The 26,269-nt window shown below is 61.2% G+C and carries 32 protein-coding genes and 1 tRNA gene; 14 read left to right on the plus strand and 19 right to left on the minus strand.

The window, feature by feature from the left end:
- Positions 1-109 precede the first annotated feature (109 nt).
- A complete protein-coding gene (locus HY36_RS01885) occupies positions 110-1,402 on the plus strand; it encodes a polyhydroxyalkanoate depolymerase (RefSeq protein WP_035547471.1) in 1,293 nt (430 codons plus the stop codon).
- Positions 1,403-1,415: 13 nt separating this feature from the next.
- Here the strand turns inward: HY36_RS01885 and HY36_RS01890 are convergent, their stop codons facing one another.
- The 3 genes from HY36_RS01890 to HY36_RS01900 are packed head-to-tail and all read right to left on the minus strand — an operon-like array spanning position 1,416 to position 3,680.
- Complete coding sequence (locus HY36_RS01890) at positions 1,416-2,021, minus strand: hypothetical protein (RefSeq protein ID WP_035547474.1); 606 nt, start codon at positions 2,019-2,021, stop codon at positions 1,416-1,418.
- Positions 2,022-2,061: 40 nt separating this feature from the next.
- Entirely contained in the window at positions 2,062-2,871 is an 810-nt protein-coding gene (locus HY36_RS01895; RefSeq protein WP_051602396.1) for a HupE/UreJ family protein, read from the minus strand.
- Entirely contained in the window at positions 2,871-3,680 is an 810-nt protein-coding gene (locus HY36_RS01900) for a ZIP family metal transporter (protein ID WP_241764118.1), read from the minus strand. The genes HY36_RS01895 and HY36_RS01900 overlap by 1 nt, the downstream gene beginning before the upstream one ends.
- 168 nt (positions 3,681-3,848) lie before the next feature.
- Here HY36_RS01900 and HY36_RS01905 point away from each other — a divergent pair, with 168 nt between their 5' ends.
- From HY36_RS01905 to HY36_RS01920, 4 genes are read left to right on the plus strand one after another with little or no spacing between them, the layout of a single operon-like run.
- The gene (locus tag HY36_RS01905; RefSeq protein WP_162175931.1) at positions 3,849-4,553 is read left to right on the plus strand and encodes a DUF2796 domain-containing protein; all 705 of its coding nucleotides are present in this window, start codon (positions 3,849-3,851) and stop codon (positions 4,551-4,553) included.
- 1 nt (position 4,554) lies between these two features.
- On the plus strand, positions 4,555-5,250 hold the full coding sequence (locus tag HY36_RS01910) for an ABC transporter ATP-binding protein (protein WP_035547479.1): 696 nt from the start codon (positions 4,555-4,557) through the stop codon (positions 5,248-5,250).
- Positions 5,247-6,515: an ABC transporter permease gene (locus HY36_RS01915; RefSeq protein WP_035547482.1), complete on the plus strand. Its 1,269-nt coding sequence runs from the start codon at positions 5,247-5,249 to the stop codon at positions 6,513-6,515. The genes HY36_RS01910 and HY36_RS01915 overlap by 4 nt, the downstream gene beginning before the upstream one ends.
- Before the next feature lie 51 nt (positions 6,516-6,566).
- Positions 6,567-7,289: a DUF3299 domain-containing protein gene (locus HY36_RS01920; RefSeq protein WP_035547484.1), complete on the plus strand. Its 723-nt coding sequence runs from the start codon at positions 6,567-6,569 to the stop codon at positions 7,287-7,289.
- An 11-nt stretch (positions 7,290-7,300) separates the two neighbouring features.
- Here the strand turns inward: HY36_RS01920 and HY36_RS01925 are convergent.
- Positions 7,301-7,387 (minus strand) — tRNA-Leu (locus tag HY36_RS01925).
- An 87-nt stretch (positions 7,388-7,474) separates the two neighbouring features.
- Between HY36_RS01925 and HY36_RS01930 the strand changes: the two genes are divergently transcribed.
- Together HY36_RS01930 and HY36_RS01935 are read left to right on the plus strand one after the other, a co-directional pair.
- Complete coding sequence (locus HY36_RS01930; protein ID WP_035547486.1) at positions 7,475-8,080, plus strand: exopolysaccharide biosynthesis protein; 606 nt, start codon at positions 7,475-7,477, stop codon at positions 8,078-8,080.
- A 65-nt stretch (positions 8,081-8,145) separates the two neighbouring features.
- Positions 8,146-8,676 carry a disulfide bond formation protein B gene (locus tag HY36_RS01935; RefSeq protein ID WP_035547488.1) on the plus strand — a complete coding sequence of 177 codons (531 nt, stop codon included), beginning with the start codon at positions 8,146-8,148 and terminating at the stop codon, positions 8,674-8,676.
- Position 8,677: 1 nt separating this feature from the next.
- Here the strand turns inward: HY36_RS01935 and HY36_RS01940 are convergent, their stop codons facing one another.
- Positions 8,678-9,613: a DMT family transporter gene (locus HY36_RS01940; protein ID WP_035547491.1), complete on the minus strand. Its 936-nt coding sequence runs from the start codon at positions 9,611-9,613 to the stop codon at positions 8,678-8,680.
- Here HY36_RS01940 and HY36_RS01945 point away from each other — a divergent pair.
- Positions 9,612-9,899 carry a hypothetical protein gene (locus HY36_RS01945; protein WP_035547494.1) on the plus strand — a complete coding sequence of 96 codons (288 nt, stop codon included), beginning with the start codon at positions 9,612-9,614 and terminating at the stop codon, positions 9,897-9,899. The two genes, HY36_RS01940 and HY36_RS01945, sit on opposite strands and share 2 nt — an antisense overlap.
- Before the next feature lie 15 nt (positions 9,900-9,914).
- Here the strand turns inward: HY36_RS01945 and HY36_RS01950 are convergent, their stop codons facing one another.
- The 8 genes from HY36_RS01950 to ykgO form a co-directional block, all read right to left on the minus strand.
- On the minus strand, positions 9,915-10,787 hold the full coding sequence (locus tag HY36_RS01950; protein ID WP_035547497.1) for an SDR family NAD(P)-dependent oxidoreductase: 873 nt from the start codon (positions 10,785-10,787) through the stop codon (positions 9,915-9,917).
- 77 nt (positions 10,788-10,864) lie between these two features.
- Positions 10,865-11,725, minus strand: coding sequence for an SDR family oxidoreductase (locus HY36_RS01955; protein WP_035547500.1), 861 nt, complete (start codon positions 11,723-11,725; stop codon positions 10,865-10,867).
- Between the two features lie 62 nt (positions 11,726-11,787).
- On the minus strand, positions 11,788-12,321 hold the full coding sequence (locus HY36_RS18610; protein ID WP_035547503.1) for a hypothetical protein: 534 nt from the start codon (positions 12,319-12,321) through the stop codon (positions 11,788-11,790).
- Positions 12,322-12,363: 42 nt separating this feature from the next.
- Complete coding sequence (locus HY36_RS01965; RefSeq protein WP_027836821.1) at positions 12,364-12,627, minus strand: DUF2312 domain-containing protein; 264 nt, start codon at positions 12,625-12,627, stop codon at positions 12,364-12,366.
- A 54-nt stretch (positions 12,628-12,681) separates the two neighbouring features.
- Entirely contained in the window at positions 12,682-13,611 is a 930-nt protein-coding gene (locus HY36_RS01970; protein WP_035547507.1) for an alpha/beta fold hydrolase, read from the minus strand.
- 5 nt (positions 13,612-13,616) lie between these two features.
- Positions 13,617-14,147 carry a tetratricopeptide repeat protein gene (locus HY36_RS01975; RefSeq protein WP_035548272.1) on the minus strand — a complete coding sequence of 177 codons (531 nt, stop codon included), beginning with the start codon at positions 14,145-14,147 and terminating at the stop codon, positions 13,617-13,619.
- A 48-nt stretch (positions 14,148-14,195) separates the two neighbouring features.
- The gene (locus tag HY36_RS01980; RefSeq protein WP_035547509.1) at positions 14,196-14,804 is read right to left on the minus strand and encodes an HAD family hydrolase; all 609 of its coding nucleotides are present in this window, start codon (positions 14,802-14,804) and stop codon (positions 14,196-14,198) included.
- 31 nt (positions 14,805-14,835) lie between these two features.
- Entirely contained in the window at positions 14,836-14,961 is a 126-nt protein-coding gene (gene ykgO / locus HY36_RS01985; protein ID WP_011648318.1) for a type B 50S ribosomal protein L36, read from the minus strand.
- Positions 14,962-15,072: 111 nt separating this feature from the next.
- Between ykgO and HY36_RS01990 the strand changes: the two genes are divergently transcribed.
- A complete protein-coding gene (locus HY36_RS01990) occupies positions 15,073-16,416 on the plus strand; it encodes a lytic murein transglycosylase (protein ID WP_241764119.1) in 1,344 nt (447 codons plus the stop codon).
- On the opposite strand, the gene HY36_RS01995 is transcribed toward HY36_RS01990, so the two are convergent.
- Entirely contained in the window at positions 16,417-17,673 is a 1,257-nt protein-coding gene (locus HY36_RS01995; RefSeq protein ID WP_241764120.1) for an MFS transporter, read from the minus strand.
- Positions 17,674-17,907: 234 nt separating this feature from the next.
- Here HY36_RS01995 and HY36_RS17550 point away from each other — a divergent pair, with 234 nt between their 5' ends.
- The 4 genes from HY36_RS17550 to HY36_RS17555 are packed head-to-tail and all read left to right on the plus strand — an operon-like array spanning position 17,908 to position 22,746.
- Complete coding sequence (locus tag HY36_RS17550; RefSeq protein ID WP_241764121.1) at positions 17,908-20,202, plus strand: S8 family peptidase; 2,295 nt, start codon at positions 17,908-17,910, stop codon at positions 20,200-20,202.
- Positions 20,202-20,777, plus strand: coding sequence for a hypothetical protein (locus HY36_RS02005; protein ID WP_035547514.1), 576 nt, complete (start codon positions 20,202-20,204; stop codon positions 20,775-20,777). Before HY36_RS17550 ends, HY36_RS02005 begins: the two co-directional genes overlap by 1 nt.
- The gene (locus HY36_RS02010) at positions 20,774-21,418 is read left to right on the plus strand and encodes a hypothetical protein (protein ID WP_051602397.1); all 645 of its coding nucleotides are present in this window, start codon (positions 20,774-20,776) and stop codon (positions 21,416-21,418) included. Before HY36_RS02005 ends, HY36_RS02010 begins: the two co-directional genes overlap by 4 nt.
- Positions 21,418-22,746, plus strand: a complete 1,329-nt coding sequence (locus HY36_RS17555) for a M23 family metallopeptidase (protein WP_051602398.1) — start codon at positions 21,418-21,420, stop codon at positions 22,744-22,746. Before HY36_RS02010 ends, HY36_RS17555 begins: the two co-directional genes overlap by 1 nt.
- A 7-nt stretch (positions 22,747-22,753) precedes the next feature.
- Here HY36_RS17555 and msrB read toward each other — a convergent pair whose 3' ends face one another.
- The 3 genes from msrB to HY36_RS02030 all read right to left on the minus strand — a co-directional run bounded on the left by msrB (position 22,754) and on the right by HY36_RS02030 (position 24,520).
- Complete coding sequence (gene msrB, locus HY36_RS02020; protein ID WP_155841632.1) at positions 22,754-23,278, minus strand: peptide-methionine (R)-S-oxide reductase MsrB; 525 nt, start codon at positions 23,276-23,278, stop codon at positions 22,754-22,756.
- A 68-nt stretch (positions 23,279-23,346) separates the two neighbouring features.
- Positions 23,347-23,586 (minus strand): DUF2164 domain-containing protein, encoded by a 240-nt coding sequence (locus HY36_RS02025; RefSeq protein WP_035547520.1) that lies wholly within the window; start codon positions 23,584-23,586, stop codon positions 23,347-23,349.
- A complete protein-coding gene (locus HY36_RS02030) occupies positions 23,573-24,520 on the minus strand; it encodes a prephenate/arogenate dehydrogenase family protein (RefSeq protein WP_035547522.1) in 948 nt (315 codons plus the stop codon). Before HY36_RS02030 ends, HY36_RS02025 begins: the two co-directional genes overlap by 14 nt.
- Before the next feature lie 196 nt (positions 24,521-24,716).
- Here HY36_RS02030 and HY36_RS02035 point away from each other — a divergent pair, with 196 nt between their 5' ends.
- Positions 24,717-25,094, plus strand: a complete 378-nt coding sequence (locus HY36_RS02035) for a DUF983 domain-containing protein (RefSeq protein ID WP_035547524.1) — start codon at positions 24,717-24,719, stop codon at positions 25,092-25,094.
- On the opposite strand, the gene HY36_RS02040 is transcribed toward HY36_RS02035, so the two are convergent.
- On the minus strand, positions 25,091-25,435 hold the full coding sequence (locus HY36_RS02040; protein ID WP_035547527.1) for a P-II family nitrogen regulator: 345 nt from the start codon (positions 25,433-25,435) through the stop codon (positions 25,091-25,093). The two genes, HY36_RS02035 and HY36_RS02040, sit on opposite strands and share 4 nt — an antisense overlap.
- Positions 25,436-25,503: 68 nt before the next feature.
- Positions 25,504-26,247, minus strand: a complete 744-nt coding sequence (locus HY36_RS02045; RefSeq protein WP_035547530.1) for a class I SAM-dependent methyltransferase — start codon at positions 26,245-26,247, stop codon at positions 25,504-25,506.
- Between the last annotated feature and the right edge of the window lie 22 nt (positions 26,248-26,269).

Here is a 26,269-nt window from a genome sequence, read left to right on the forward strand (position 1 = left end):
CTAACCCGATCGGGCCCGTTTGGGGGAGGACACACCCGTCTGGCGAATCCGTTTGCCCTCACTCCGTTTGAGACCTATGCTGCACCGCAACATGGAAGATGTGTGACAAATGCTCTACTCGCTTGTTGAAATGAACCGCGCTGCGATGGCGCCAGTTCGCATCGCCGCCCGGGCCAGCCGCGCCGCGCTCAGCTCTCCGCTGAACCCATTTGGACATACCGAATATGGGCGCTCCCTGTCCGCAATGGCGGACGTGTTCGAAAGCGCCACACGGTATTATGGCAAGCCGGAATGGCGCATCGACAGCGTGAGCGTGAACAGCGCGCCGGTGGGCGTTACGCCGACCGTCGCCTGGCGTTCGCCGTGGTGCAACATGGTTCATTTCCGCAAGGATCCTGAGGCGCTGGCCGCTGCGCGCAATGCCGACAAGCTGGGCCCGCAGCCGCGCCTTCTGATCGCGGCCCCCCTGTCTGGACACTATGCCACCCTGCTGCGCGGAACCGTTGAGGCCTTCCTGCCGACGCATGATGTCTACATTACCGATTGGCAGGATGCCCGCATGGCGCCGGTTTGGCTCGGCCGGTTCGATCTGGACGATTACATCGACCATATCCGCAACATGCTGACCTTCCTTGGCGCGGGCGCCCATGTGCTGGGCGTGTGCCAACCGGGCCCGCCCGTGCTGGCCGCGATTGCCATGATGGCCGAAGATGATGATCCGGCCCGTCCGGCCTCAATGACCTTCATGGGCTCTCCCATCGACACCCGCCTCAGCCCGACCGTTCCGAACGTTCTGGCAGAGGAAAAGCCGCTGTCATGGTTTGAAGAGAACATGATCCATACCGTGCCGGGCCCCTATCCCGGCATGTTTCGGCGCGTCTATCCGGGCTTCGTCCAGCTTGCCTCGTTCATGAACATGAACTGGTCGCGCCACGTCGATGCGCACTGGAACTTCTTCAACCATCTGGTCGAAGGCGATGGGGACAATGTCGGCAAGCACCGGGAATTCTATGATGAATACCTGTCCGTCCTCGACCTGACCGAAGAATTCTATCTGCAGACCATCGTGCGCGTTTTCCAGGAGCACCAGCTGGCGCGGGGCGTTTATCGCTATCGCGGCACACATGTCGTGAAACCGGAGCTGATCCGCGATGTGGCGCTGATGACGGTAGAGGGTGAAAAGGACGACATCTCAGGCATCGGCCAGACACAGGCCGCTCATGATATCTGCTCCGGCCTGCCGGAAGATATGCAGACGGACTATGTCCAGCCCGGCGTAGGCCATTATGGCGTGTTCAATGGCAAACGCTTCCGCACGGAAATCGCGCCGCGCGTGACGGAGTTCACCAAGCGCTTCACCATGCGCGCCGCCGACGAGGCAGCCGCCGAAAAGCTCGCCTGATCACGCGTTGATGTTACTCAGGCGTCGGTAGAATTCGCGAAATGTCGCGGCAAAGATCGCGCGCCTCACTCAGAACGGTGATTGGCATCGGATCGGGCGCTTCCAGATAGGTGCTCAGCTGCGAGACCGCCTGGGCTTCGGCCTGTTCGCGCGGCAGTTCTGTTTCAGACACTTTCAGGGTCCGGCTGCTCGTGCAGGATTGCTGTTCAAGGATGGCTTTCGGGGTCGCATTCTGTTGCGGCGTGCGCAGGCGCACTGATGCCGGCAGGTCAGGCCCATCCGGCACGGCCACCCAAAGGGCGTTGATGTCTTCCCGATCCGTCGGATCTCGAAAGCGGATCGCGTAGATCAGCCCCTTGTCCAGATGCCGCACCGAATACTCGGCAAACCCGGCATCACTCAACCCGCCGAGCCACGAGGCGATCATGGCATTACGCGCCTGCTTGGCTTCCGCACCACGCCAGGCGGCGGCTTCTGAATAAACCTGTTCCTGCGCAAGCCCCTCATCATCGGCGCGGGGGACAAAGGCGGACGCGTATTCAGCATAGCCGATCCAGCCCGCCAGCGCAGATGCCAGCAGGGCCGATCCGAAATGTCTGATCCAGTCGCGTGAAGCCATAAGGGCGCAGTCCAGTTCAACTGGAGCGCACTTTGACAGGCTAAGGGTTAAGGAATGCCCGCTCGATCGCCCACCAGAGCCCAATTACTCCGATGAATGCCGAAACCGGCCATACCAGAACCGGCCGATAAAGGTTTGGCCGACCCGCTTGCCTCAGGACGCTCCTGATCAGGATCGCAAATGCAAGCGCCATGCCGATCACGGCCAACTGGCCAATTTCGACACCAATGTTGAAGCCAATCAGCGCGGGCCAGAAGATGTCAGCCGGCAGGCCGAGATCGCCGAACGCGCCGGCGAACCCCATTCCGTGGATCAGACCGAAGCCAAAGACCAGCGCCGGTCGCCAGGCGCTCGGCTCCCTGAACAGGATGTTCTCCAGCGCGGCCCAGGCGATGGTGAAGGCAATCAAGGGCTCCACAATGCTGCCAGGCGGGGCAATCAGGCCCGCCGCCGTCAGGCCCAGCGTCGCCGTATGCGCGAGGGTAAAGGCCGAGACCTGCCAGAGAAGGGGCCCGATCCGCCGCGTTGAAAAGAACAGCGCCAACACAAACAGGATATGATCCACGCCCATCGGCAGGATGTGTTCAAACCCGATGCGGATGTAGAAGATTCCGGTTTCCAGTGGCGTCCGGTCCAGCGAAATCTCTCCGCCGGGGATGCCGCCCTCAAAGCTGCGGACGCGCCCGGCCCGATCCAGCGCCTGCAACTCGCGGCAAAGGGCCGGGTCCATGCCGCCATCCGGCAGGCACAACTCATCCTCGGGATGGGCGATGGCCGATTGGGACATCAGGGTCGCCGCCAGGCATGCCACAAGGCAGCACAGGATGAAGGCGAGGAACCGGCCCCGCATCAGATCTCGTCCGGCAGGGGCCGTGGCGCTTCCATGATGATAGGGCCGTGATCATGGTCATGGTCGTGTCCCGATCCGTGATCGTGATGATCATGAACCGGAAGCATCGAGATAATGAGCGCGGTCAGGACGCCCAGCGACAGGGCGACCAGGCTGCGCACGGGGGGCTCTTCCTTGAGGGGCGCCATCAGGGGCCCTGTCGCCACATAGAGCAGCAGGCCAGCCGACGCAGCAAACAGCGCGCCAATCGCCTCCGGCCCGAGGAAGTACATGAAAGGTGATGACAGGATCACCCCCAGAGGGGTCGTGGCCGACGCAGCGAGAAAGGCGAACAGGAAGGATTGCCGGTTCGTGAAATTATGGCGGCGCAGGATGGCAAAGGCGATCACGCCTTCCGGAAACTCGTGCAGGATGAGCGATACAGCCGCGTAAACGCCCGCCGAAAAGCTGGCGGCAAAGGTGACCGAGTAAATGACGCCATCAATCAAGGAATGGATGGCGATAGCCAGAACCGGCGTGACGGCGGCGATGCGGCCCCCACCCGCACCTTCGGGAAAGAATGTGCTGAGCGTGTAGTTCAGGATCAGGCCGCCAAGAAAGCCGGCCAGCATGAAGTAAGGTGCCCGGGGGCTTGCCGCGAAGGCTTCCGGGGCGATGTGCAACAGGGTGAGCGTGACAAGCATGCCGGCGGCAGCGAGGCCGATGACGGCTGAAAACCGCGCGCTCCAATCCCCGCGCATGGCGACAGCGATCAGCCCGATGGTCGTGACAAACGCCGCGATCAAGCCAAAAAACAGGGGGGCTTGCATGGATTCAAACATGGAAAGCGGTCGGCTCGTCCGGTAACAGTCAGGTACGGTTTAAAAACCGCATCCTGCGGCCTTGCGAAGACGTGTTATATGGTACCATTATCCCGCTTGCGAGCAGATTTTCCTGTTTTTACTGAATATCCCGATTGGGGTGAACGGAGCGACGATATGAGTCTTTCATACGGCCGGGGGGCCTTTCTGAGTCTTGCGGGCATGGGGCTGGCGCTTTGCGTCGCGTGCAGCGCGGAGCAGCCCTATGAGCCAGAAGCCACAGAGGCAGCAGCGCCCCCCCCGGTTGAGGCGGTAGAAGACGCTTCCCCTGTTTCGGACACCGAGGCGCATGATGATCATGACGATCACGCAGAGCATGATGCACACGCCGACCATGATGATGATCACGATGCGCATGAGGAACATGGCGACGATGACGCGCACGACCATCATGAGGATGAGCACGCAGGAGGCGAAGCCCACGTGCATGGCGCGGCTGAACTGGCCGTGACCCAGGAGAACAATTTCGTCACCATCTCCATTGATGCCCCGTTGGCCAATTTCGGCCTTTCGGAGAAGACGAAGAAGAAATCCTCCGATCTTGAAAAATATGCTGAAGGCCTGACAGAACTGATGGGCAATGCCGGGTGTGATCTGGTGGAGCGGTCTGCGGATCTGCGCCGGTCAGGCGATCATGCCGCGATGACACTTTCCATTGTCTGGGATTGTCGTCGGCCAAGCCAACTGGATGGCCTCATGTTCACTGGCTTCGAGACCTATGACGCGTTCGAGACTGTCGAGGCCGTCTATCTTGGCGAAGCAGGCGAAACCGCCTCCGCGGTCCTGACGCCGGAAAGCCCGTTCCTGCCTTTCGGATCCTGATATGACGGACCCGGTCGTTTCGATCTCGGATCTGCGCTTTGCGTGGGCTCCTGGCCGCGATGTGCTAGACATTGAGTCGTTCACGCTGAACGCCGGCGAGCGTTTGTTCTTGCGCGGGGCGTCAGGCACCGGCAAGTCCACCTTGCTCGGCATTGTTGCGGGCGTTCTGGAAGCAGGCGCTGGCAGCGTGCAGATTCTGGGGCATGAGCTGACGACACTGAAGCCCGCCGCTCGCGACAGGCTGAGAGCTGATCATCTGGGCGTCATCTTCCAGATGTTCAATCTGGTGCCGTATCTGTCCGTCATCGGAAATGTCACGCTTCCGCTGCGGTTTTCGCCAAAACGGCGGGCAGCCATCGACGGAACGGAAGAGAACGAGGCTCGCCGCCTGCTTGCGCGGCTGGGCCTGACGGATGAATCCCTTCTCTCGCGGCGCGTGTCTGACCTGTCAGTCGGGCAGCAACAGCGCGTCGCGGCGGCACGGGCCCTGATCGGTGGTCCTGAAATCGTGATCGCCGACGAGCCTACCTCTGCGCTGGACGCCCATGTACGGGACCAGTTCATCAGCCTACTGAGTGAGGAAGCCCAGCGCACAGGCGCGGCGCTGCTGTTTGTCAGCCATGATGCCGGACTTGCTGATCATTTCGACCGCGCGGTCGATCTGAGTGACATCAACCGCGCAGGAGTGAACGCATGAGCGCGATCCTTTCGCTGGCCTGGAAAAGCCTGATGAATCGCAAGGGGTCGGTATTGCTGACCCTGCTGGCGGTGGCGTTATCGGTGGCGCTTTTCCTCGGCGTCGACAAGGCGCGGACAGGCGCACGCGAAGGTTTCGGCAACACGATCTCCGGCACCGAACTGATCGTTGGCGCGCCGACGGGAAGTGTGAACCTTCTGCTTTACTCCGTATTCCGCATGGGCAGCGCCACAGCCGAGATTTCCTGGCCCACCTATCAGCAAATCGCCAATCGCCCGGACGTGGACTGGGCCGTGCCGATTTCCCTCGGCGACAGCCATCGCGGGTTTCGCGTCATGGGCACGACAACGGAATATTTTGATCATTACAAATATGGTCGCCAGCAGGATCTGACTCTGGCGGAAGGCGCGCGGTTTGACGATTTGTTCGATGCTGTGATCGGCGCAGATGTTGCGCGTGAACTTGGCTATGACATTGGCAGCCCGATGATCCTCTCGCACGGGCTGGGGCAGGCAGATTTCGGATCGGGCCACGACAATCGCCCCTTCCGTGTCTCTGGTATCCTTGCCCCCACCGGCACACCTGTGGACCAGACGGTACATGTCTCACTGGAGGCGATCACCGCCATTCATGTCGGCTGGGAAACCGGCGCGAAGAACCCACTGGCGGATACGATCAGCGAAGAGACCATCCGGTCGTTCGACCTGACCCCCAAAACCGTGACCGCCATATTCCTCGGCCTGGAGCGCAAGGGCACGATCCTGACGACGCGCCGCGAGATCAATACCAATCGCGGTGAGCCTCTGATGGCGATCATCCCCTCTCAGGCCCTCGCTGAATTGTGGAGCGTGACCGCGATCGCCGAGCGCGCATTGCTCGCCGTGTCGATCTTCGTGATCGCGGTGGGCGTGGTGTCGATCCTCACCTCCATCCTGACCAGCCTGAATGAGCGCCGCCGGGAAATGTCCATCCTTCGCGCCGTGGGCGCACGGCCCGGTCACATCTTCACCCTGCTCGTTCTGGAAGCCGGGCTTGTCGGATTCCTCGGCGCGCTTGTCGGCATCATTCTGATCCATGCCTTGTTGCTGGTCGCCGGACCGATGGTGGCGGAACGTTTTGGCATTTCCCTGATCGGAACCGGTCTTGGCCTGACAGATCTCTACACATTGCTGGCCGTGACAGGCGCGGCGCTGCTGGCAGGGGCAATCCCGGCCTGGATGGCGTTTCGCCGGTCTCTGGCAGATGGTTTGTCAATTCGCGTGTAAACCGCTCATGCCCACTGGCGGGCGGCGGTTTCACGTCCTAGATTGGGGCGCATGAAACAGATTTCCTCCTTCCTCTTCGCCGCTATGGTCACCACAGCCCTGGCCGCTTGCGGCGCCGCCGAAACGCCGCAGCAAGATACCGCGCAAGAGGCGCAACCCGTTAAGCAGGCTGAGGCCACGCCCGCTTCGGATGGGCCGCAAGTCGGAGACAAGATCGGCCAGAGCGACGCCGAGCGCAAAGCCGCCCGCGAGAAAGCCATTGCCGAACGCGCCGCAGAGCGCGAGCGTCAGGCCGCTGAGGCCAAGGCTCGCGGCGTGATCGAGATTGGCTGGGAAGATCTCATGCCGGAGGGCGAGGAAGAGCGCCTTGCCCAGATGTATCAGAGCCAGATGTCCATGCTGTACGGCGCTGGCGGCGGCATCGCGGAAGGCTCTGCCGCGGACGCCATGGTCCAGATCGGCACGTTCAACACCGTGCCAGAGCTGAACGGCAAGAAAGTGCGCATTCCGGGCTATACCGTGCCGTTTGAATATGGCGCGAAGGCGGAGGTGACCGAATTCCTTCTGGTGCCTTATTTCGGCGCCTGTATTCATGCGCCTCCCCCACCGCCGAACCAGACGCTGTTTGTCATGGCTGAAGACCCGATCCTGCTCAAGGATCTGGCGCAAGCGGTCTGGGTGGAAGGTGTTCTGACCGCGCAGACGCAGGAAAGCGACCTGGCCGATGCGGCTTACACGCTGACGCTGACGCACATCGAAAAGTACGAATACTAGAGAATTCCCGATGGTACCTCTGGCCGGACTCGAACCGGCACTCTGTCACCAGAAACGGATTTTGAATCCGTCGCGTCTACCAATTCCGCCACAGAGGCCCAAAACGGGAGCGCTTCTCCTGCCGATTGCTGCGGCAGATGTCAATCTACTCGACGTAGCGATCAAAGACATCTAACAGCTTTTGCATGACTTCCACCGAGTTTCCGTCCGAAAAGACCCTGCTGCAGACCATCGAGGCGCTGGCCGAACGTGCACCAGAAGAAGGGTTTTCCCTTCGCGCCATCTTTGACCAGCTGGATGAAAGCGCGTTTGGCGCGGGCCTGTTCCTGCTGGCCCTGCCCTGCTGCATTCCGTTTCTCTATGGCGTGCCGCAAATCGTGTCCCTGCCGATGATGGCGCTGGCCGCACAGATGGCGATGGGGCGGGAACAGCCCTGGATGCCAGACAAGCTGGGCAACCGGAAAATCGACCGCAAAGGCCTGACGCAGATGGCAGCGGGCGGTCGCAAATGGCTCGGCTGGATCGAGCGGATTGTTCGCCCGCGCTTCACGATGATCACCGGCAAGCGCTCCGAGCGGGTGATCGGCCTGTTCCTGTGCATTTTCTGTGCGTCGATCCTCGTGCCGCTCCCGATGACCAACACGGTGCCCGGCTTTGCCGTGGCGATTGCCTCGTTCGGCCTGATGCAGAAAGACGGGCTCATGGTCATCGCCGGATTGATCATCGGATCGGCATGGGTCAGCGGCCTGGCCGGTGCGGTCATGTTCGGCGCGGTCAGCCTATTTGGCTGACAAATAACGACAAAGTGACCTTGCGCCGCATTGTGGTCCTGCTGTTGCCCGGCTTTAGCTGACGCATGGATTTTGTGAGATCCCTTCTGAAAGACTGGAAATGGCCACTCGTGGCGATGACGCTGTCTGCCCTCATGCTGGCAGCCGCACACGCCTTTGAGACATTTGGCGGTCTCGCCCCCTGCCCGCTCTGCCTGCGGCAACGTGAAGTCTATTGGGCGTTGATCGCCATGACAGTAACGGGACTGGTCCTGTGGCGGCTGATCCCGAAGCGGCGCTTCCTCGTGGCCTTGAACGTGATGATCGGCCTCGCCTTCATTGTGGGCGTGATCGTCGCCTTCTACCATGCTGGCGTGGAATGGGGCCTGTTGCCACCGCCAGAAGGATGCAGCGGCGAAGGGCCGATCGACCCGCTCGTCATCCGCGACTTCAACGAACCGATGCATGTCCCCTCCTGTACGGATGCGCCCTTCTATATACTGGGCCTCTCCATGGCAGGCTGGAACGGTGTGATTGCGGGCATCATGGCCGTGGCCAGTTTTGTGGCCGCCGGCGCGACGTGGCGCGGCGCCGTCCGCCCGGAAGAAACCGCCTGATCTAGAGCGGCGGCGCCGTCGGGCGCTTGAGGCGTTGTTCCCGGATGGTGATGTACATGGTCGCGCCGACGATCACGATTGTGCCGATCCAGGTCCAGGTTCCCGGCAGAACGTGGAACAGCCCCCAATCCACAAGCGCCGCCATCGGCAACCGCATATAGTCGATCGGCGACAGGAAGGATGCGTAGCCTACGCTCATGCCGCGAATGTAGAAATATTGTCCGATAACGCCGCACATCCCCATCACGCCAATATAGCCCCAGTCGCCAAGGGATGGTGGCACGTCCGGCCAGGTGTAGATGGCGAGCGGCAACAGCATCACGGAGGAGAGCAAGTTCGCCCAGATCAGCAAGGTCATCGGACGGTGCAGGCGCGTCAGGGACTTCACCAGCGTGATCGCCCCGGCCATGCAGAACGCGGCGATCAGCGCCAGTACCATGCCCAGACTGACGCCCAGCTGCGGCTGCATCATGATCATCACGCCGATACATCCGGCGATCGTCGCCCCCCAGCGATGGGGTCCAACCCGTTCTCGCAGGAAAATCACGGCGCAGATCGTGACGAACATGGCGCGGGAGAAACTGATCGCATTGAATTCCGACAGCGGCAGGCCGACAGAATCCGAAACAGCATAAAACCCGGCCGCAAAGCCCAGCGTTCCGAACAGGCTGCGCAGGAACAGCATGCCCGGCTGATGCACTTTCATGATGCTGAGCCCCTGCTGGAAGATCACGGGCAACACCACGATCAACGCGACACCTGACCGCCAGAATGCGAGGAAACCGGGATCGAAATGCGCTGATTGCAGCTTCGACAAAGTGAGGAACACGGTAAAGCTGGCGCCTGAAGCCAGCATCCAGAGGGCGCCCTCAATGTTGCGCGAAGCAGGCTTGCCCTCTAGGTCTGTGATTTGAGACTGATCGGGGCGAGTATTCATGGGCTGTTTTACGCCTTCCGAACTGGAGGAAATCGACCGCCTGTGGCGTGAGCTGCCTGCCGATCACATGTGGACCGGCTGGGCCGCATCGGGACACGAACCTGAACAGGTCTGGATCTTCCGAACACGCGCCCATTGGCGACGGTTCCCCCTCAGTAAGTCAAAAACCGGGTTTGTGATAGCTGACGAGATCGGACGTCCCGTCGCACGTGCAAAGACGCTGCCTGCATTGCTGGCCAAGGTCGAGTCCATCCCCGGCATAGAGGCGCTCTCGGAAGACCCATAGCGCCTCGGGCAGGCATCAATTGCCCATCTGGGCGCGCATCTGTTCAGCTTGCTCCGGCGTGATGCCCAGCGCATCCAGAAGTGGCCCGCCAGCTGATTCGTCCCAGGAATGGCGCGGGCCAACCGTCATGCCGCCATCCACCAGGAACTCACCTCCGGTGATGAAACTCGCCGCATCAGATGCGAGGAACGCCGCCATCTCGGCAATGTCCTCACCCTTACCAACCCGTCCGGCCGGCTGCATGCTGCCGCCCGCCTCGACCAGCATGGCCGCCATCTGGTCGGCCTGTTCGCGCGGCAAGCCGAGCGATGCGCCAAAGATGGATGTGGCGATGAAACCCGGCAGGACCGCATTCACGCGAATGCCGTACTTGGACAGCTCCGCTGCGGCCAGTTTCGAGAAATGCGCCACGCCCTTCTTGGCGACAGAGTAGGTGATCGGCGCATAGCCTGCACAGACGGCGCTGATGGACGACGTGTTGATGATAGAGCCGCCATTTTCCTTCATGTGCGGAACCGCGAATTTCGTGCCGGCGAAGACCTGTTTCAGCAAGAGCGACATGGTCTGGTCATAGGCGTCCAGGTCCAGCTCTTCGATCGGGTCGGGCGTGCCGCCATGCCCGGCATTGTTCCAGAGGATGTCGAGCCCGCCAAAGTGATCAACGGCCGCACCCATGATGCCTTCGAGCTGGGCCATATCGGTGACGTCACAATGAACGAACAGGACCTTGTCATCGCCGAACCGCGTTTGCAGCGCCTGGCCCTTTTCGTCCTGAATATCGCCAGCGACCACTTTCGCGCCGGCGGCCACAAATGTTTCGACCCCCGCCAGGCCGATGCCGCTGGCACCGCCTGTGATGATGGCAACCTTGCCGTCCAGATTGGCCATATGCGTATTCCTCCCGTTTTGTTTTTCAGGAGAATGCGCGCCCTTTCCCCGCGGTTCGTCAATGCCTGCGGGAAAATTTACTTGTCCGGTTTCGACAGTCCAAAGCGCTTCCAGAACACACCGTCCAACATACGCTTGGGCAACAGGTTCGGGATGTACCAATTGGTCAACTTGTTCGGCACGGGCGCATATCTTGCGCGCGGTGTCGCGTCGTCCAGCGCGATCTCGATCACCTTGGCGATCTGTTCCGGAGGCAGGCCATCGCGTCCCCCCTTCAGCATGACCTGCTCGAATTTTTCCAATGCCTCTGACCATGCGCTTCCGGAATACGGACCATCGGAATTTGCCTCCTCGGCCTTGTCCCAGATCGGCGTCTTCACAGAACCGGGCCCAATGGCGATGGCATCGATGCCGAAGATGACAAGCTCCCGGCGCAGGGAATCCGTCATCGCCTCGACCGCATGCTTTGTGGCAGTATAGGCCCCGAGGAATGGCGCCGAGACACGGCCGCCGACGCTTGTGATGTTGATGATCCGGCCGGGCGCGCCAGTCCGTGCCTCGTCCATGCCCAGCAGCGGCGCAAACGCCTGCGAGGCGCGCAACAGGCCGAAGACATTCACCTCGAAATGCGCCTTGAATTCATCCAGAGGCTGGATCGCAAGCGGGCCCATGTTCGCGATGCCCGCATTGTTGACGAGGCCCGTCAGCGTCTGCCCTTTCAGGAATTCTGAGACAGTCTCCACCGCAGCGTCAACCTGGTCCTGTTTGGTAACGTCCAGAATCAGAGGGCGAATGTCGCCTTCTGACCGCGCGCTCAGCGCATCGGCATCTGCCTGCTTTCGCACGCCCGCAAAGACGCACCAGCCATGCTTGGCAAGATAGAGCGCGGCAGCGGCACCAATGCCGGTGGATGCGCCGGTGATTACGACAGTCTTCATGCGGGATATCCTTCCAATGTCGGATCTTCAGAAAACTATACGCACAGACAGGACAAATGGGTTTACTCGCCCTGCTTTCCCCCCTCAATCACACGGAATGCCGGGCGCTTCGGAGGATCAGACTGAGGAACAGGCGCCTCTGCAGGTTTGGCCGACGTGTCCTTGGGGGGGGCTGGTTTCAGATCAGAGGCACGAACCAGTTTCGGCGTGCCACGCACCGGCTTTTCAGCCTCGGGCGGCGGCGTATCCTCTTCGAGATCATCATCCAGCTGGCGCACACGCGGAGGCGGTCGCTTGTTGAAGCCACCAGGCTTCTTTTTCTTCGCGCCAAAGCCCGAGCGCGCCTTGCCGCGGGCCTTCTTGTCGATTTCCTTCAGCTTCATCTGCTGCAGGCTGGACAACGCTTCACCATCGCTGCCCTTCAGCGGGTCGGCAAAGGCGGAGCCATAGGTCTCGATCCGCTCTTCGACCTCTTCAAGAAATTGCTTTTCCCAATCGGACAAGGGCGGGCCGAGGCCCTGCTCAGCCAAGGCCGCCGCTTTCCGCAGCTTGCGGAGCGCCGCACGTTTCTTGCGTTCGTCGACATCTCGGCCCATGAGCGGAGAATATGGTGATTATTGCGCCGGACGCAAACCCGCTCAGGCTTCGCCGAGGGCCAACAAATAGGTGTCGAGCACCATTTCCTGTTCTTCGCGCTCAGCCTTGTCGACCTTGCGCAGTTTGATCACCTGGCGCAGCGCCTTGGTGTCAAAGCCGAACGCCTTGGCTTCGGCGTAGATTTCCTTGATCTGCTCGGCGACCTCTTTCTTCTCCTCTTCCAGACGCTCGATCTTGGCGACGGTCTGGCGGAGTTTCTCGCGGGTCGCTTCGGTGAGATGGGTGATCGAGGCGTCGTCGTCCATGAGAGTCTCCTTGGGAATCGGGTTCGAAAAAGAAGGCGCGTCTTAGCCGGAGTTTCACTCGCTGGCCAGACGGCGAATGGCGTCAGCGACAGCGCCGCCCTCACCATGATGCGGCATGTGCCCTTCATGCGGCAGGATCACGAGATCAACAGGCACCTGTTTCTTGAGTTCGCCGACATGAAGCTTTGGCGAAATCACCGTGTCGCCGCTGCCGGAAAACACCGTGATCGGCAGGTCCAGCTCTCCATAGCGTTTCGACTGTTCCGCCAACTGGTCTTCCAGCGCTTTCACATCCCGTGCATTGGCGCGGAAATTCCTGGGGCGGAACAGCAATCCGATGGCGGATTTTTCCGAATACGCATCCGGTGCGGGCGCAGGATCGAATACGCTCGTAATCCCCCCGGCGAGCTGGCCGGGGCCAACAATCGGCGGCAGCTGGCTGAACATGGGGCCAATCACCGGTGGCGCAGCAAGCGAATTGTACCAGGCCTGACCACCGCCGCCCCAATCATGGGTGACCGGTGCCAGCAGGACGAGCCCTTTCACAAGCTCTGGCCTGTCCAATGCGACCCGCAAGGCGACTGCACCGCCGAAGGAATGCCCCACAAGGACAGCCTTTTCACCTGGTGCCAGCGTATCGAGCACGCCCGCCATCTGCTCGGCCTGTACGCCGAGGTCGTGTGCGCCATCCGGTCGGTCTGAATACCCGTGACCGGGACGGTCAGCCATGAAGATGCGATGCTCGTCGCGAAGGCGCGGAGACAGCGTCCAGGTAAACTCGCGCGCATTCGCGCTGGCTCCGTGGATCATCAGGACGGGCGGGCCGGCCTCCCCTTCCTGGATCACGTGCACCGTTTCGCCATTTACAGGCACAGCTGCGCCAATCGGCGGATGCTGGGATTCGATCTTGTTCTTGTAGGCGGCGCTGGTCACGCACGCGCCCGTACCAAGTGCGCAAAGACCGAGAGCGGTGGCCGTAATCATGCGCCTCAAAGGCCCTGACCTTCAGAGATCTTGGACAGCCGCTTCTCTGCGGCAATCGCCTGCTGCATGCGCGGATAGATTTTCAGGGCCTCCCGATAGGCTTCAAGCGCGTTCTTGGGAGAGCCCATCTGTTCGAACATGATGCCGAGACCAGACCACGCACCGAAATGCCGGGGCTCCAGCCGCAAGGTCTCGTTCAGGTCACGCAGGGCTTCGGGATAATTCTCGTCCATCAAGAAGAGTGACGCCCGGCGGTTCCACGCTTCGGCATAATCCGGCTTGATCAATATGGCGCGATCATAAAGGGCCCGCGCCGTTTCAAGATCGCCGCCCGTTTGGGCGTCCACGCCCCGCTGCATGATGACATCCACAGTGGGCGAACCGGACTCCATCCACGAGGCCCAGATGTCCATGGCAACGTCATGCGCTTCGCTGTCGCTGGGGGCGGCGCGCAATTTTTCGAACATGTCTTCACTGGGTTCAGCATGCGCTGCCCCCGCAAGGAACAGAACTGCCAGAAAAAGCGCGCGTATCATGGTTTCGATATTATGCCGCATACGCGCCGCGACAAGCTTTCTTGGCGGTCACAGCAGGCCCTCTTGCACCAATGCCTGCTCGAGCCCCTCTGCATGCTTGAAATGGTGCGTCCGAAAGCCCAGCGCGTCTGCCGCTTCCACATTGGGCAGGCTGTTGTCGATGAATATGACCTTATCCGGGTCAGGCCCGTCCATCATCTTCAGCGCGTGATGATAGATGTCGGCATTCGGCTTGATCATGTCGATCTGCCCCGACACGACGACATGGCGAAAGCGGCGCAGCACATCGAATGCTTCAAGCATCTCGTCCCACGGATCGGCCGGCATGTTCGACAGGGCATAGAGCGGCACGCCGCGCGCATCCAGCCGTGCGATCAGCTCAGCCGTGCCATCCATATAGCCATCGAACATTTCCATCCATCGCCGCCCCCAGGCGAGGATTTCTGCTTCATAGTGTGGGTGAAGCCGGATCAGCTCAGCCGCATTGTCAGCAAAGCTTACGCCGGCATCATGCCGTGTATGCCACGCCATGGTGCAGATATCCGACAGGAACACATCACATTCCTGCGGCGTATCAAATATCTTCGTGTAAAGCCGGGAGGGTTCCCAGTCGAGAACCACATGCCCAAGATCGAACAGCGCAATATCAGCAGCCATAGTGCCGCCTCATTACCTGTTCATGTTCACGTCAGCCCTGCTTTGCTTTGAAGCGTGGGTCGGTTTTGTTGATGACGTAAACGCGGCCCTTGCGGCGCACGATCTTACAGTCGCGGTGGCGCGACTTGAGCGATTTGAGAGACGAGCGGACTTTCATGGGCCTAGCCTGTGGATCATAAGGAATTGGAAAGCGGAGCGGGTAATGAATCCGATGCAAAGAGTCAAGGATGCACGCTGTCATGAGCGTGCAGTTTCAGGAGCTGGAAAAATGGCCCTCATCGCGCTGAAGCGCTCTCACATTATTGCCGCCGCCGCAATGACCGCTCTGGTCGCTGCCTGTGCGACGAGTTCCGGACAGGCTGCCCCGCCCATCGCAGGCCCTGCGCCCGTTCCAGCGCCGGAAACCGGCCCCATCACATACGCATCCTCCGGGCATGCCGGTATGGACGCCTGGCGCGCTGCCTTTTCCGAGAAGGCGCTCGCAGCAGGCCATGACCGCGATGTGGTGAAATCGGTTCTATCTGGAATCTCGCCTCTGGAACTCTGGCTGGGCTCCGCCTTCCAGCCTGCCAAGACCGGGATTGAAGACCAGGCCGAATTCGCCAAGCCGATCTGGGATTATCTCCGCGTCCCGATGAGCAATAGCCGCATCAGCACCGGTGCCTCCCGCCTTGCTGAAAACCCCGCGCTCTTCGACGCGCTGGAGGCCGCCTATAATGTCGACCGTGAAGCGATCGTCGCTATCTGGGGGATGGAAACAAGCTTTGGTGCGGTGAAAGGCAATTTCGATGCGCCGAACGTGCTCGCCAACATGGCTGTCGAAGGCCGTCGCAAGAGCCTCGCCGAGCGCGAGCTTCTCTCCATCATCAAGATTTTGGAACAAGGCGATGCAGACAGAGATGATCTGATCGCCGGGTGGGCAGGCGCGATGGGTCACACGCAATTCATGCCCTCCACCTTCATTGCCTATGCCGAGGATTTTGACGGCGACGGCAAGAAGGACATCTGGGAAAATGAGGCCGATGCCCTCGCCTCGACCGCCAATTATCTCGCCAATTCCGGCTATACGCTGAACCAGCCCTGGGGCATCGAAGTACTGGCCCCAACCGGCTTTGATTTCAGCCTGGCCGATGGCAATGAACGCCGCGTGGAAACCTGGTCCGGCGCGGGGCTCGTGCCGGCGCGGGGCGGCGCATTCAATACGGGCGGCGCGAACTATGCCGAACTCTGGCTACCCGCCGGGGCAGAAGGCCCGAAATACCTGCTCTTCAACAATTTCAAGGCCTTCAAGACCTACAACAATGCGGATTCCTATGCATTTGCGGTTGGCCTGTCAGGCGATGCCATGGGAGGCCAGACCGGCCCGGTCGCATCCTGGCCAACCCATCTGACTCCGCTGACCGTGGCTGAGATCAAGATCCTGCAGGCCGAGCTGAACGCACGCGGCTTTGATGCAGGCGTGGTCGACGGCATTCCGGGCCGCCGCACGAAGGGCGCGCTGCAGGCCTTCCAGAAGTCAAAAGGTCTGGTCGCGGACGGCTATCCGACAAAGCAGGCATTGTCCGCGGTCATGGGCAGCCCGGCTGTCGGCGTCGCCTCCAGCACAAACTGATCAGAGGGCGTCGGCGGCCTCGTCTTCATCTGGCTCGCCGACGCCATCCTTCAGCCCGAACCGCGCATAAAGGATCATGAAGGCCAGCAAGGCTGCGCAGAACAGGAAGGGCAGCTGGGGATGGACATACTCATATACGAACAGGCCGAAGAAGGGCGTGATGATAAAGCCCATGCCGTTCGCCGAGATCACCAGTCCGGCCACATTGCCTTGTAGTTGCGGCGAGACAGCCAGCGAGGCGCCGCTGGAAAAGCCCGGCCGCGCCAGCCCCTGCCCCAGCCCGATGCAGAATTGGGCGAGGATAAGATTGGCATAGTCCTGCGCAAACACCATCAGCAAGGCCCCCGCCAACAAGGGCAGGCACCCGCCCCACATCAGCGTCTTGTTCTTCAGCTTCATGCGCGGGATCAGCACGAGCTGCGCAAGCAGAACGGCAAGCGCGCCCACGGTGAAGGCAGGCCCGGTGAATTGCGCGGCTTCTTTTCCGGACACGCCCAGCTTGTCCATCACCGAGAAGACGAAAACCTGCGTCAGCACACCGGTCGTCAGCGACAGACAAACTGCAAAGATCAGAAACGGCAAGACCGGGCCGGAGCGCCACAGGCCGCGCGCGCCCGGTATTTCCTCAATCTGCGTGGCATCTGTCACAGGTGCGCGATCTTCCGGCAGGCGGAACCAGATCATGGCCGACATGGTGAATGCGATGATCGCCGTCAGCAGCAATGGGCTGAGAAGGCCCAGCGTGGCCACAAGCGCCGCGGCGAAGGCCGGACCGATCACTGTGCCGACGCTGAAGCCGGATGTGATGAAGGCGATTTCTGACTGACGCTCCGCCTGGCTGGTCCGGTCTGCAACATAGGCCTGCGCGGCGGGGTTCGTGCCGGAACCGATAAGGCCGAAAATGGACCGCGACATGGCAAGGCAGGCAAACATGAGAAACGTGCCCGTCAGCACACCTGTCAGGGTGAGCAGTCCTGTCAGGAAGAGGAGCAGCATGGAGACGCCATAGCCCGCAAGGCCAAGCGCCGCGACGGGCCGCCTGCCCCACCGATTGGACCGCCCACCCCAGAATGGAGACATCAGCGACCAACACAGCGCCGAAAGACCGAACACCGCGCCGGCCATCCAGTCCGGCAGTCCGATCTCCCGCGTGAGCGGTGGCAAGACTGCTGCGATCAGCATCGTATTGCCCGCGCCAATTGCCATGAGAGAGAAAAATAAAAGGAAGAACGCACCGCGTCGGTCTGGCCGTGACATGTCTGGAGGAATCATTTGCCCTGCGCTCATGTCATCTGTCTTCGGCCCGTCATCGGAAAATGTCCAGCATCATGACGGGCGTGCCGTTGGGACAGGCAGGCAACCGAATTCCAACACGACCTTCAGCACGGAAGCGGGTTATGGTTGGACAATGCCCCACCCTCGTCATAATCTTGCTAAAGGGTTAACTTAAGAGGCTGGGAGTATCTTGGGAAACGCACGGGGATATCTCACATGCTGCGGAAATTGATGTCTAAGCCAGCCGGTCTGGCACTCGGCACAGCCATGGCGGGCCTGCTCGCCCTGTCATCCTGCGACCAACAGGATTTGCGTCTCGAACGCGCCCGCGATCTGGCCGATTCGACCCTGGATCAGCTGAGCGGACGGACCATTGTCGAGCCATCGTCACCAAACGCACTGGAAGCCGTCGACGTCGCAGATCGCGCAATCGCCGGCACAGTGCGCAACGACATGAATTTCGAAACGGCCAGCGCCAGCTCGATGTTCGCCATTGGCTCCATCATCGCAAAACCAAAAAACATTCCGCCCGCCGAGGCGATGGCAGTTGTCGAAGACGACGCATTGTTCCTGGAAGACCCGGAAGCGCTTGAGGAGGTCGCCGAGGAAGAGGTCGCGCTGGAAAGCGCGCCGGACGCAGACATGGACGCCATCACAGCGCCCGCACCCGCAGCGCCCTCCACCACACGCAGCCTGACGGTACAGCCCGCACGCGTGATGCCGAAAATCAAGCTGGACCCCGCGGCCAGAGAGCAAACCCTTCAGAAGATCGAGGAAGCTTCCCGCGAACTGGAGCAAGCCGCCGCGAACGAGCCAGCCCCGGTCAAGCGTACCCGTTCCCTGAACACTCGCTCGCTGGAATCCGCTCCGGTGATCGAGCAGAAGGCTGCCCGCAAACTGGCGCGCCGCTCCGTCATCAGCCGCGATGCAATCACCGCGCAGCGTGATGCCAACTCCGTCATGCTCGACACATTGTCAAAATATGGCATGGGCGGCGAAGTTGCCCTGTCGCGCGAGGGCCAGATGGTCATCCAGATTGGCGAGGATGGCGCGAGCCCGACCCAGTTCACGCCTGAGCGTGCCCCGCGCAGCGCGCTGCAGAATTTCCTCGCGGTCGATGCCAAGCTGGAGTGCCCCGACAATCCGGACATGATGCAGGTACAGTCGAGCCCGGTCCTGGCCACAGAATGCATCGTGAAGGATCTGCGCGAGTCCGGACAATTCGAATATGTCGAGAAAGACTATATTTTCGAGAACCAGTTCGCCCGCAAACCCACACCGGATACACCGACGACCGGCACGGGCGTGACGCCAGATGTCATCACCGATGCCTCCATCACGCCGAATGATCCGCTCTGGGATTTGCAGTGGCACTTCCAGAACAATGGCTCCGGCGAAGGCGAATCCATTGGCGGTTCAAGCTTCCAGGATTTCTGGACCCGTCAGGGAACGGAAGGCTCTGAAGACGTCGTCGTCGCGGTGGTGGATACCGGCCTGCAGCTGGAACACCCCGACATCAAGGATTCCCCGAACATCGCGCCGGGCTGGGACATGGTATCCGATCCGCGCATGGGCAATGATGGCGATGGCCGTGACAGCGACCCGAATGACCCCGGCGATCTGTGTGACCCGTCTGTGCCCTATGCCGCTGACACGTTCCACGGCACGCATGTGGCCGGCACGATCGGCGCCGCAGCCACCAACAATGCCTCCGGCGTTGCGGGCGGTGCGTGGAATGTGAAGATCGTTCCCGTTCGTGCCCTCGGCAAATGCGGCGGTCGACTGTCTGACATCAATGATGCCATCCGCTGGGCGGGCGGGCTGATCCCGGCCGAAGATGAAGAAGGCAACGAGATCTGGAACGATAATCCGGCGGACGTGATCAACCTGTCCATCGGCCTGTTCGAATTCTGCCCGGCCTCTCTGCAAGACGCCATCGACTCCGTCACGGAACGCGGCGTGATCGTCGTGTCCGCTGCGGGCAATGCCCGTGTCGCCACGCAATACTACGCGCCCGGCGGCTGCGCCAACGTCATCACAGTGGCGGCAGGCGATGCCCGCGGCGTGATCGCGCCCTATTCGAACTTTGGTCCGGAAGTCGACATTCTGGCACCGGGTGGGGATCTGACGCGTGATGACAATGGCGATGGTCGCCCGGACGGCGTGCTGTCCACCAAGGCCGCAACCAATTGCTATGACCCGCTGACGGGCGACGCTGTTGAAGATTGCTACTACGCCTTCGAACAGGGCACATCGATGGCAGCGCCGCATGTCTCTGCCGCGCTCGCCCTGTTAAAGGCCCGCGACCCGGACGCGACGCCGGACGAGTTGAAGGCGACCCTGCTGGCGGCTGTGTCGCCCCGCTCTGCGCAACAATGCTCCGGCTCCTGCGCGCTCTATCCGGGCACCACGCCGATTGAAGGCAGCGAGGGCATGTGTTCACGCCCGTGCGGTCAGGGCCTGTTGGACCTGGCGCTGGTGCCGGAAAAGATGAGTAGCGGCGGCGAGTAATGTCAAAGCGCCGCCCCTCCCCCATACATGTCGGCGGCCCCCTTGGCATTGCCGGAATCGCCCTGTTGGGGAGCGCGGTGGGCCTGGTCTTCGTAGCAAATGATGATCCGGATACGCCGCAACCCGCCATCCAGCAGGGCAGTGTCGTCTCGCCCGTAGAGGCGCCAAAGACGGATCCCCGCCCCCCAATCGGAAGTATCGGCGTGGAACAGGTTCAGGCGGCCTCCACATCCAAAGACGCCCCGGCAGCATCTGGCCCCGCAGAGGTTACCTTCATCGTTCGCCTCAAAGGGCGGCCGGAGATCGACACGATCTGCCGCAACTACAAGCGCGACCGCGACACGGCGCTGGACGCCTTTGATGATCTCGCTGCAGACATTCCGGCGCTGAAGGAGTTCAAGCTCGTCGGCGCGAGCTATTCCGGAGAGATCAGCCTTGCCTACACGCTGCCCGCCGGCGTCGATGCCACGCGCGGCCGGATCGAGGAAATCCGCACAAGGATTCTGTCGATCGACGGGGTTGCCTATGCAGACCCGGACTTTGTTGCCCATCCCGGAGAGGACAAACGCAAATGACTGCTACCCGCACGATCCTGCTCGCTTCCGCATGCGCCGTTTCCCTGACGGCCTGCGATTTTCTGATCGCGAGATCCCCCGATGAGCCTGACCCGGTCGAAATCACTGAACCCCCTGCCCCCGAGGAAGAAGCGCAGGTCGAGATGCCTACCGAAGCGGAACGCCCGGTGATGACGGCCAGCACGGCTACGATTGACTGGGAAGCCGCCCGCGCCGACATGGCCGCGCGCTCCAGTGGAGACAGCGAAACCGGATTCCAGGTCGCGTCCGGCAGCAACGCCCCGCCCGTTCCGGTCCTGCTGCCGACCGGCATCGTCGTGCCTCAGGGCGCTGAGGGCGGTGTGCGCTTCCAGCCCATGAGCGATGGCTATTTCGCGGCCTATCCCGGCATCGACTATGACATCGTCGTAAACGGAACAAATGAAGTGATTGGCGCCGATGCGCGCCCGGAAGACGAGGCCGAACCGGTGCTGACCTATACGTCTACAATGACCGGCGCCCAGGTTTCCTTCTCACGTTATGGCGCTGACTATCTCGTCGAGTTCGAGTGTAAGGCGCTGCCAACAAGTGAAGCCGAGTGTATCTCCGAGCAGGAAGCTCTGGAGGTCACCAACAAGCTGGTAATTGCGGGGACGCGTTGATGAAACCAACGAGATTGCTGCTACTGGCGAGCACCGCTCTGATGCTCGCCGCATGCGACTTTGTGAGATTTCCGGGGGATGGCGGGCCAAGCCCGGAAACGCCGGACACAGGCCCGGCTGTTCCGCCGGGCGCACCGGGGCCGCCACCGCCCTCTGCCCCCGTGGATGATCCATACGGTACGGGTGGAGACACCGGCACAGATGACGGCGATGTAGATGCCGGGCCGGATATGCCCACTGATGCCGTAACGGATGATCCGGCAGAGCCGGACGATGGAAGCGACGACCTTCCTGACGATACGGATGCGGCAACTGATACAGACGCAGATGCACCCGCAGACGACGCCGACACGCCCGCCGCGGACGACACCACCGACGGCGAGCCGGATGCGGATACAAACAATCCTGACGACACAGACACCGTTCCGGACACAGACATCGACACTGATCTGGACGCTGGCGACGATACCGACACCAATCCCCCATCTGATGACGATGCAGGCTCAGATGACACCCAGGCTCCGGACACGCCGGGCGATACGGATACGCCAGCGAATGATGGTGGCGACGACACAGCCAGCCTTCCGGACCCTGTCGAGCCCACTTTCAGCTATTTCGAAGCCGGCGCACTGCTGCCAGGCTCCGGTCAGGGCGCGCCTGACCAGATTGCCTATGCGCCCGACATCGTCTTCCCGATTGCGGATGCGCCGGCCTATCTTCAGTCACAAGTGTTCAGCTTTGGCGGCGGCGTTGCGGGCGGCGACCAATGCGATGCGCGCAACTACACTTATCCGTGGCGAGATAATTTCTGCGAAGTCCGCTCGGCCAATCGCACCTCTCCCTACTGCCCTCTTCCAAAGGTTCATCAGGGGCAGGACATTCGTGTCGGCACAGCGGCGGATTGCAATACGCTGCGCCGCACATCAGCGGCGGACCGTGCCCTGCACAAGGTGGTCGCTGTGGAGGACGGCATCATCTCGCATGTCGGCACCTATAGCGTGAATCTGCGCGCGGGCGGCCGGATCTACAAATACATGCACATGAACATGAGCAAACTGGAGGTGAAGGCCGGTGATCCCGTCACCGCAGGCCAGCACATTGGATATGTCTCCAACGATTTTGGAGGCACTCCGACCACGTTCCACCTGCACTTCGAGATCACGCAGAATGATGCGAATTCAGGCTGGATCCATGTCCCGCCCTATCTGTCTCTTGCAGAGGCCTATGAGCGCCGCGAAGGCGGGCCGGGCGAAGTGATCGAAACCGGGGGCGTCGAGGTGGCCACCGCGCCTTTCATCATTCCCGAAGGCATGGAAATCATCGAATAGGTTTCGGTCAGGCCGGTCTGAAGGTCAGCGCAACGCCATTGTTGCAATATCTCAGGCCGGTCGGCGCCGGGCCATCCTCGAAGACATGGCCCTGATGACTGAGGCATCTGGCGCAGTAATATTCTGTCCGCACATAGATCAGTTTGCGGTCAGGCTTGGTCCCCATTGCGCCGGGTAACACATCGAAGAAGCTCGGCCAGCCTGTGCCGGAATCAAACTTTGTATCCGATGAAAACAGCGGCAGGTCACAGCCCGCACAATGATAAGTGCCGGTTCGGGCCTCATTGTTCAGGTCAGACGTGAACGGTCGCTCCGTGCCTTCCTTGCGCATCACGCCATAGGCCGCCGCGCTGAGGCGCGCTTTCCAGTCATCTTCGGTCAGCTGCCGCCATTTTGAGTCCGCATAGCGATCCTCATTGTTCTCGTTCTCGGCATCCGCCGCTTCAGAGGTCGAATTGATGGAACAGGCGGCAAGGCCTAGCGAGGCGGCCCCGGTGAGGAGCAACGCGCGGCGGGAAAGCGTTTGGGTCATGCGTCTCATACGCGGGACCATGCCGCATGGTTCAGTCGCGCACTACACACAAGCGCGTGAAACCTGTGTCAGTGGCTGTCTTCGACCCAGACTTCACCGTCCAGATCGTCCAGCTTTCCCTGCAGATGCGCCCGAACATCGGCCACGGCCTGATTGTAGACAGCCGGGCCAAGGGTTTTGATCATCAGGTCAATAATGTCGTCGGCGCGGAAATCGCTCAGCCGTTCGTTGAACTCAGTGGCAAACAGGGTCTGCAAATGCCCGCGCAAGGTCACGCGGCGTTCTTCGGTCAGCTCAAGCTTTTTCATCCCCGTCTCCCTTGCGCTGGTTGCGCCCGAAGTTCACCGCGCCGGAATCCTGGCCGGCATCAATGATGGCTTTCCGGATTGAGCGCGCCCGCGTGAATTCATTGAACAGCGTCTCGCCGTCGCCCCAGCGAATGGCCCGTTGCAGCGCGGCCAGGTCTTCAGAAAATCGGCCCAGACACTCCAACACGGCATCCTTGTTGTTGAGGAACACATCGCGCCACATGACCGGGTCGGAGGCAGCAATACGCGTGAAATCCCGAAAACCACCGGCGGAGTATTTCACCACTTCGCCCTGCTCTACCGTCTCCATGTCGAAGGCTGTCGCCACGATGTTGAAGGCAATCAGATGCGGCAGGTGAGACGTGATCGCCAGAACGCGGTCATGCCGCGCGGCATCCATCGTCTCGACCGTCGCGCCAAGCTGCGTCCAGAAGGATTCGAGGCGAGACACCGCCTCGGCATACTCCTCGCCGTCTACCTTGAGAGGTGTCAGAATATGCCAGGCATTCCGGAACAGGGTCTCAAAGCCCGCTTCCGGCCCGGATTGCTCAGTACCTGCAATCGGGTGGCCGGGAATGATGTGAACGCGCCCATCCGCCGCCGCCGCCAAGGCGTCTGCCGCTTGCCCCTTCACCGAGCCGACATCTGTAAGGGTCGCGCCGGCTTTCATCAGCGGAACGGTTTCAGCGGCAACGGCTTTCAGCGCGCCAACCGGCACACACAGGATAACGCAATCGGCATCCGCGACCGCTGTTGCCAGATCGTCTGCGATTTTGCCGAGATCAATCGCGGCCGCACGCTGGCGCACATCCAGATCGGCGTCATACAGGCTGACCGTCTCCGCTGCCCCATAGGCGCGGGTCGCCCGGGCAATGGACGCGCCGATCAGGCCGGCGCCGATGATGGCGATCTTTTCAAAGACGGGGTTGGTCATGGAGTTCCTGCAGTCAGATTTCGCTCGCTCTGGTGCGGAATGCGGCGCGATTGGTCAAGGTCTGATGTCCCTGCAACCATCTACCGCAGATGACAGCCGCGACATCACACTTACATTTGATCGACAGAACGCAACATATCGCGACAAATGACGACACGAAGCAACGCGATACGACACCGAGCAAAGGTATCGACAGATGAGCCAACCCTCCCCCATCCTTTCCGGAATTCGACAACGCTGCGGCCAGTGTGGTGAGGGCAAGCTGTACAGCTCCTACCTCAAACTGCACGAGACATGCCCGGTTTGCGGGCGGGACATGTCATCAGCCGATACGGCGGACGGACCCGCCTTTTTCGTCGGGTTTGGCGTGCTGTTGCTGCTCGCACCATTCCTGTTCCTGCTGCCGATGAGCCCATTGCCATTGGTGCCGATGATCATTGCGTTCATCGTGCTGTGTGCAGCCGTTGTGGGACTGTCGCTCTGGTTGCTCCCGGTCGCGAAAGGTGTGCTGCTGAACCTCCAGCTCCATCACGGCGCTGAAGAGGCAAGCTTCAAACCCGGCAGCGAAGACTAGCCGGAAACAGCCTGTTCATCGCGCTCGCCGGTACGAATCCGGATGATGCTGTCGAGATCGTAGATGAAGATCTTGCCGTCGCCGATCGTGCCGGTATTCGCCGCCTGCGTGATCGCCTCTGCATAGCGTTCAGCAGATGCAGCGGGACATGCGACCTCCACTTTCACCTTTGGCAGCAGGCGCACTTCATACTCAGCGCCGCGATAGACTTCCGTCTTGCCCAACTGGCGACCATAGCCACGCACTTCGGAGACGGTCAGACCGGTTGCGCCCGCTTCGGACAGCGCATCGATGACCGCATCCAGCCGGCTTGGTTTGAAGATGGCGGTTACGAGTTTCATGGCGCTCAATCCTTTGATCTGTAATGCCTATTAGGTCTTTCTAAAGTACAGAGCGCCCGGTTGGGGCGTCAATGTCTTTCGCGACCATTGGTTGTCGCAGGCCGCGTCAAACGCACTTTTCCGGTCACAGGTGCCTCCGCACCGCCTCCTGGAGAGGCATAAAGGCGCTTTACGGCCTCCACGAGCACCACACCGCCCAGCCCCGGCGCAAGCATTCGCCCCATCACTTCCCAACCTTCTGCGGCGGTCGTGACCAGCGGCGTGGCCACAGGCGGCATGTAAAGCGCGCTGCTGGAGGCGGTAACCTGAAACAGGCCGATGGACAGCAAATTCATCAACTGCGCCCTGGTCCACGGCCTGCCCTGTCCGAAAGGCGTCCGCGTCGCACGCGACCAGAGACCCGACCGATTGGACGCCGCCAGCACGATACGCCCTTCAGGGGCGGTGACGCGCCAGATCTCACGCAGATAGGCGCGCGGATTGCCGGACTCCTCCAATCCATGGAGCACAATGACGCGATCGAACATGCCATCCGGGAAAGGCAACCGTTCATCACCGACTGAAACCGTGGCATTTCCCCTGCCGAACGGGTTCCAATTCACAGGCCCATGATCGAGCGGAACCCCCGCAACGCTGCGGCTGGGCGTTCCTCCGAAAGCCTCCAGCACCGGAATGGCGTATCCAAGCCCGAGTAGCGACAGTCCTCTCGCATCTCCCCAGAGGTCAGTCAGCTTGCCCGATAGTATCCTCGCCGCCGCCAAACCGAGGGCGGACGCATAGAAACGTTGCAAAGTGACGGCATCCTGACGCATGAACGGCCCTGTGCTAGTCTGG

Source organism: Hyphomonas atlantica corrig., assembly GCF_000682715.1.
Classification (GTDB): Bacteria; Pseudomonadota; Alphaproteobacteria; order Caulobacterales; family Hyphomonadaceae; genus Hyphomonas; species Hyphomonas atlantica.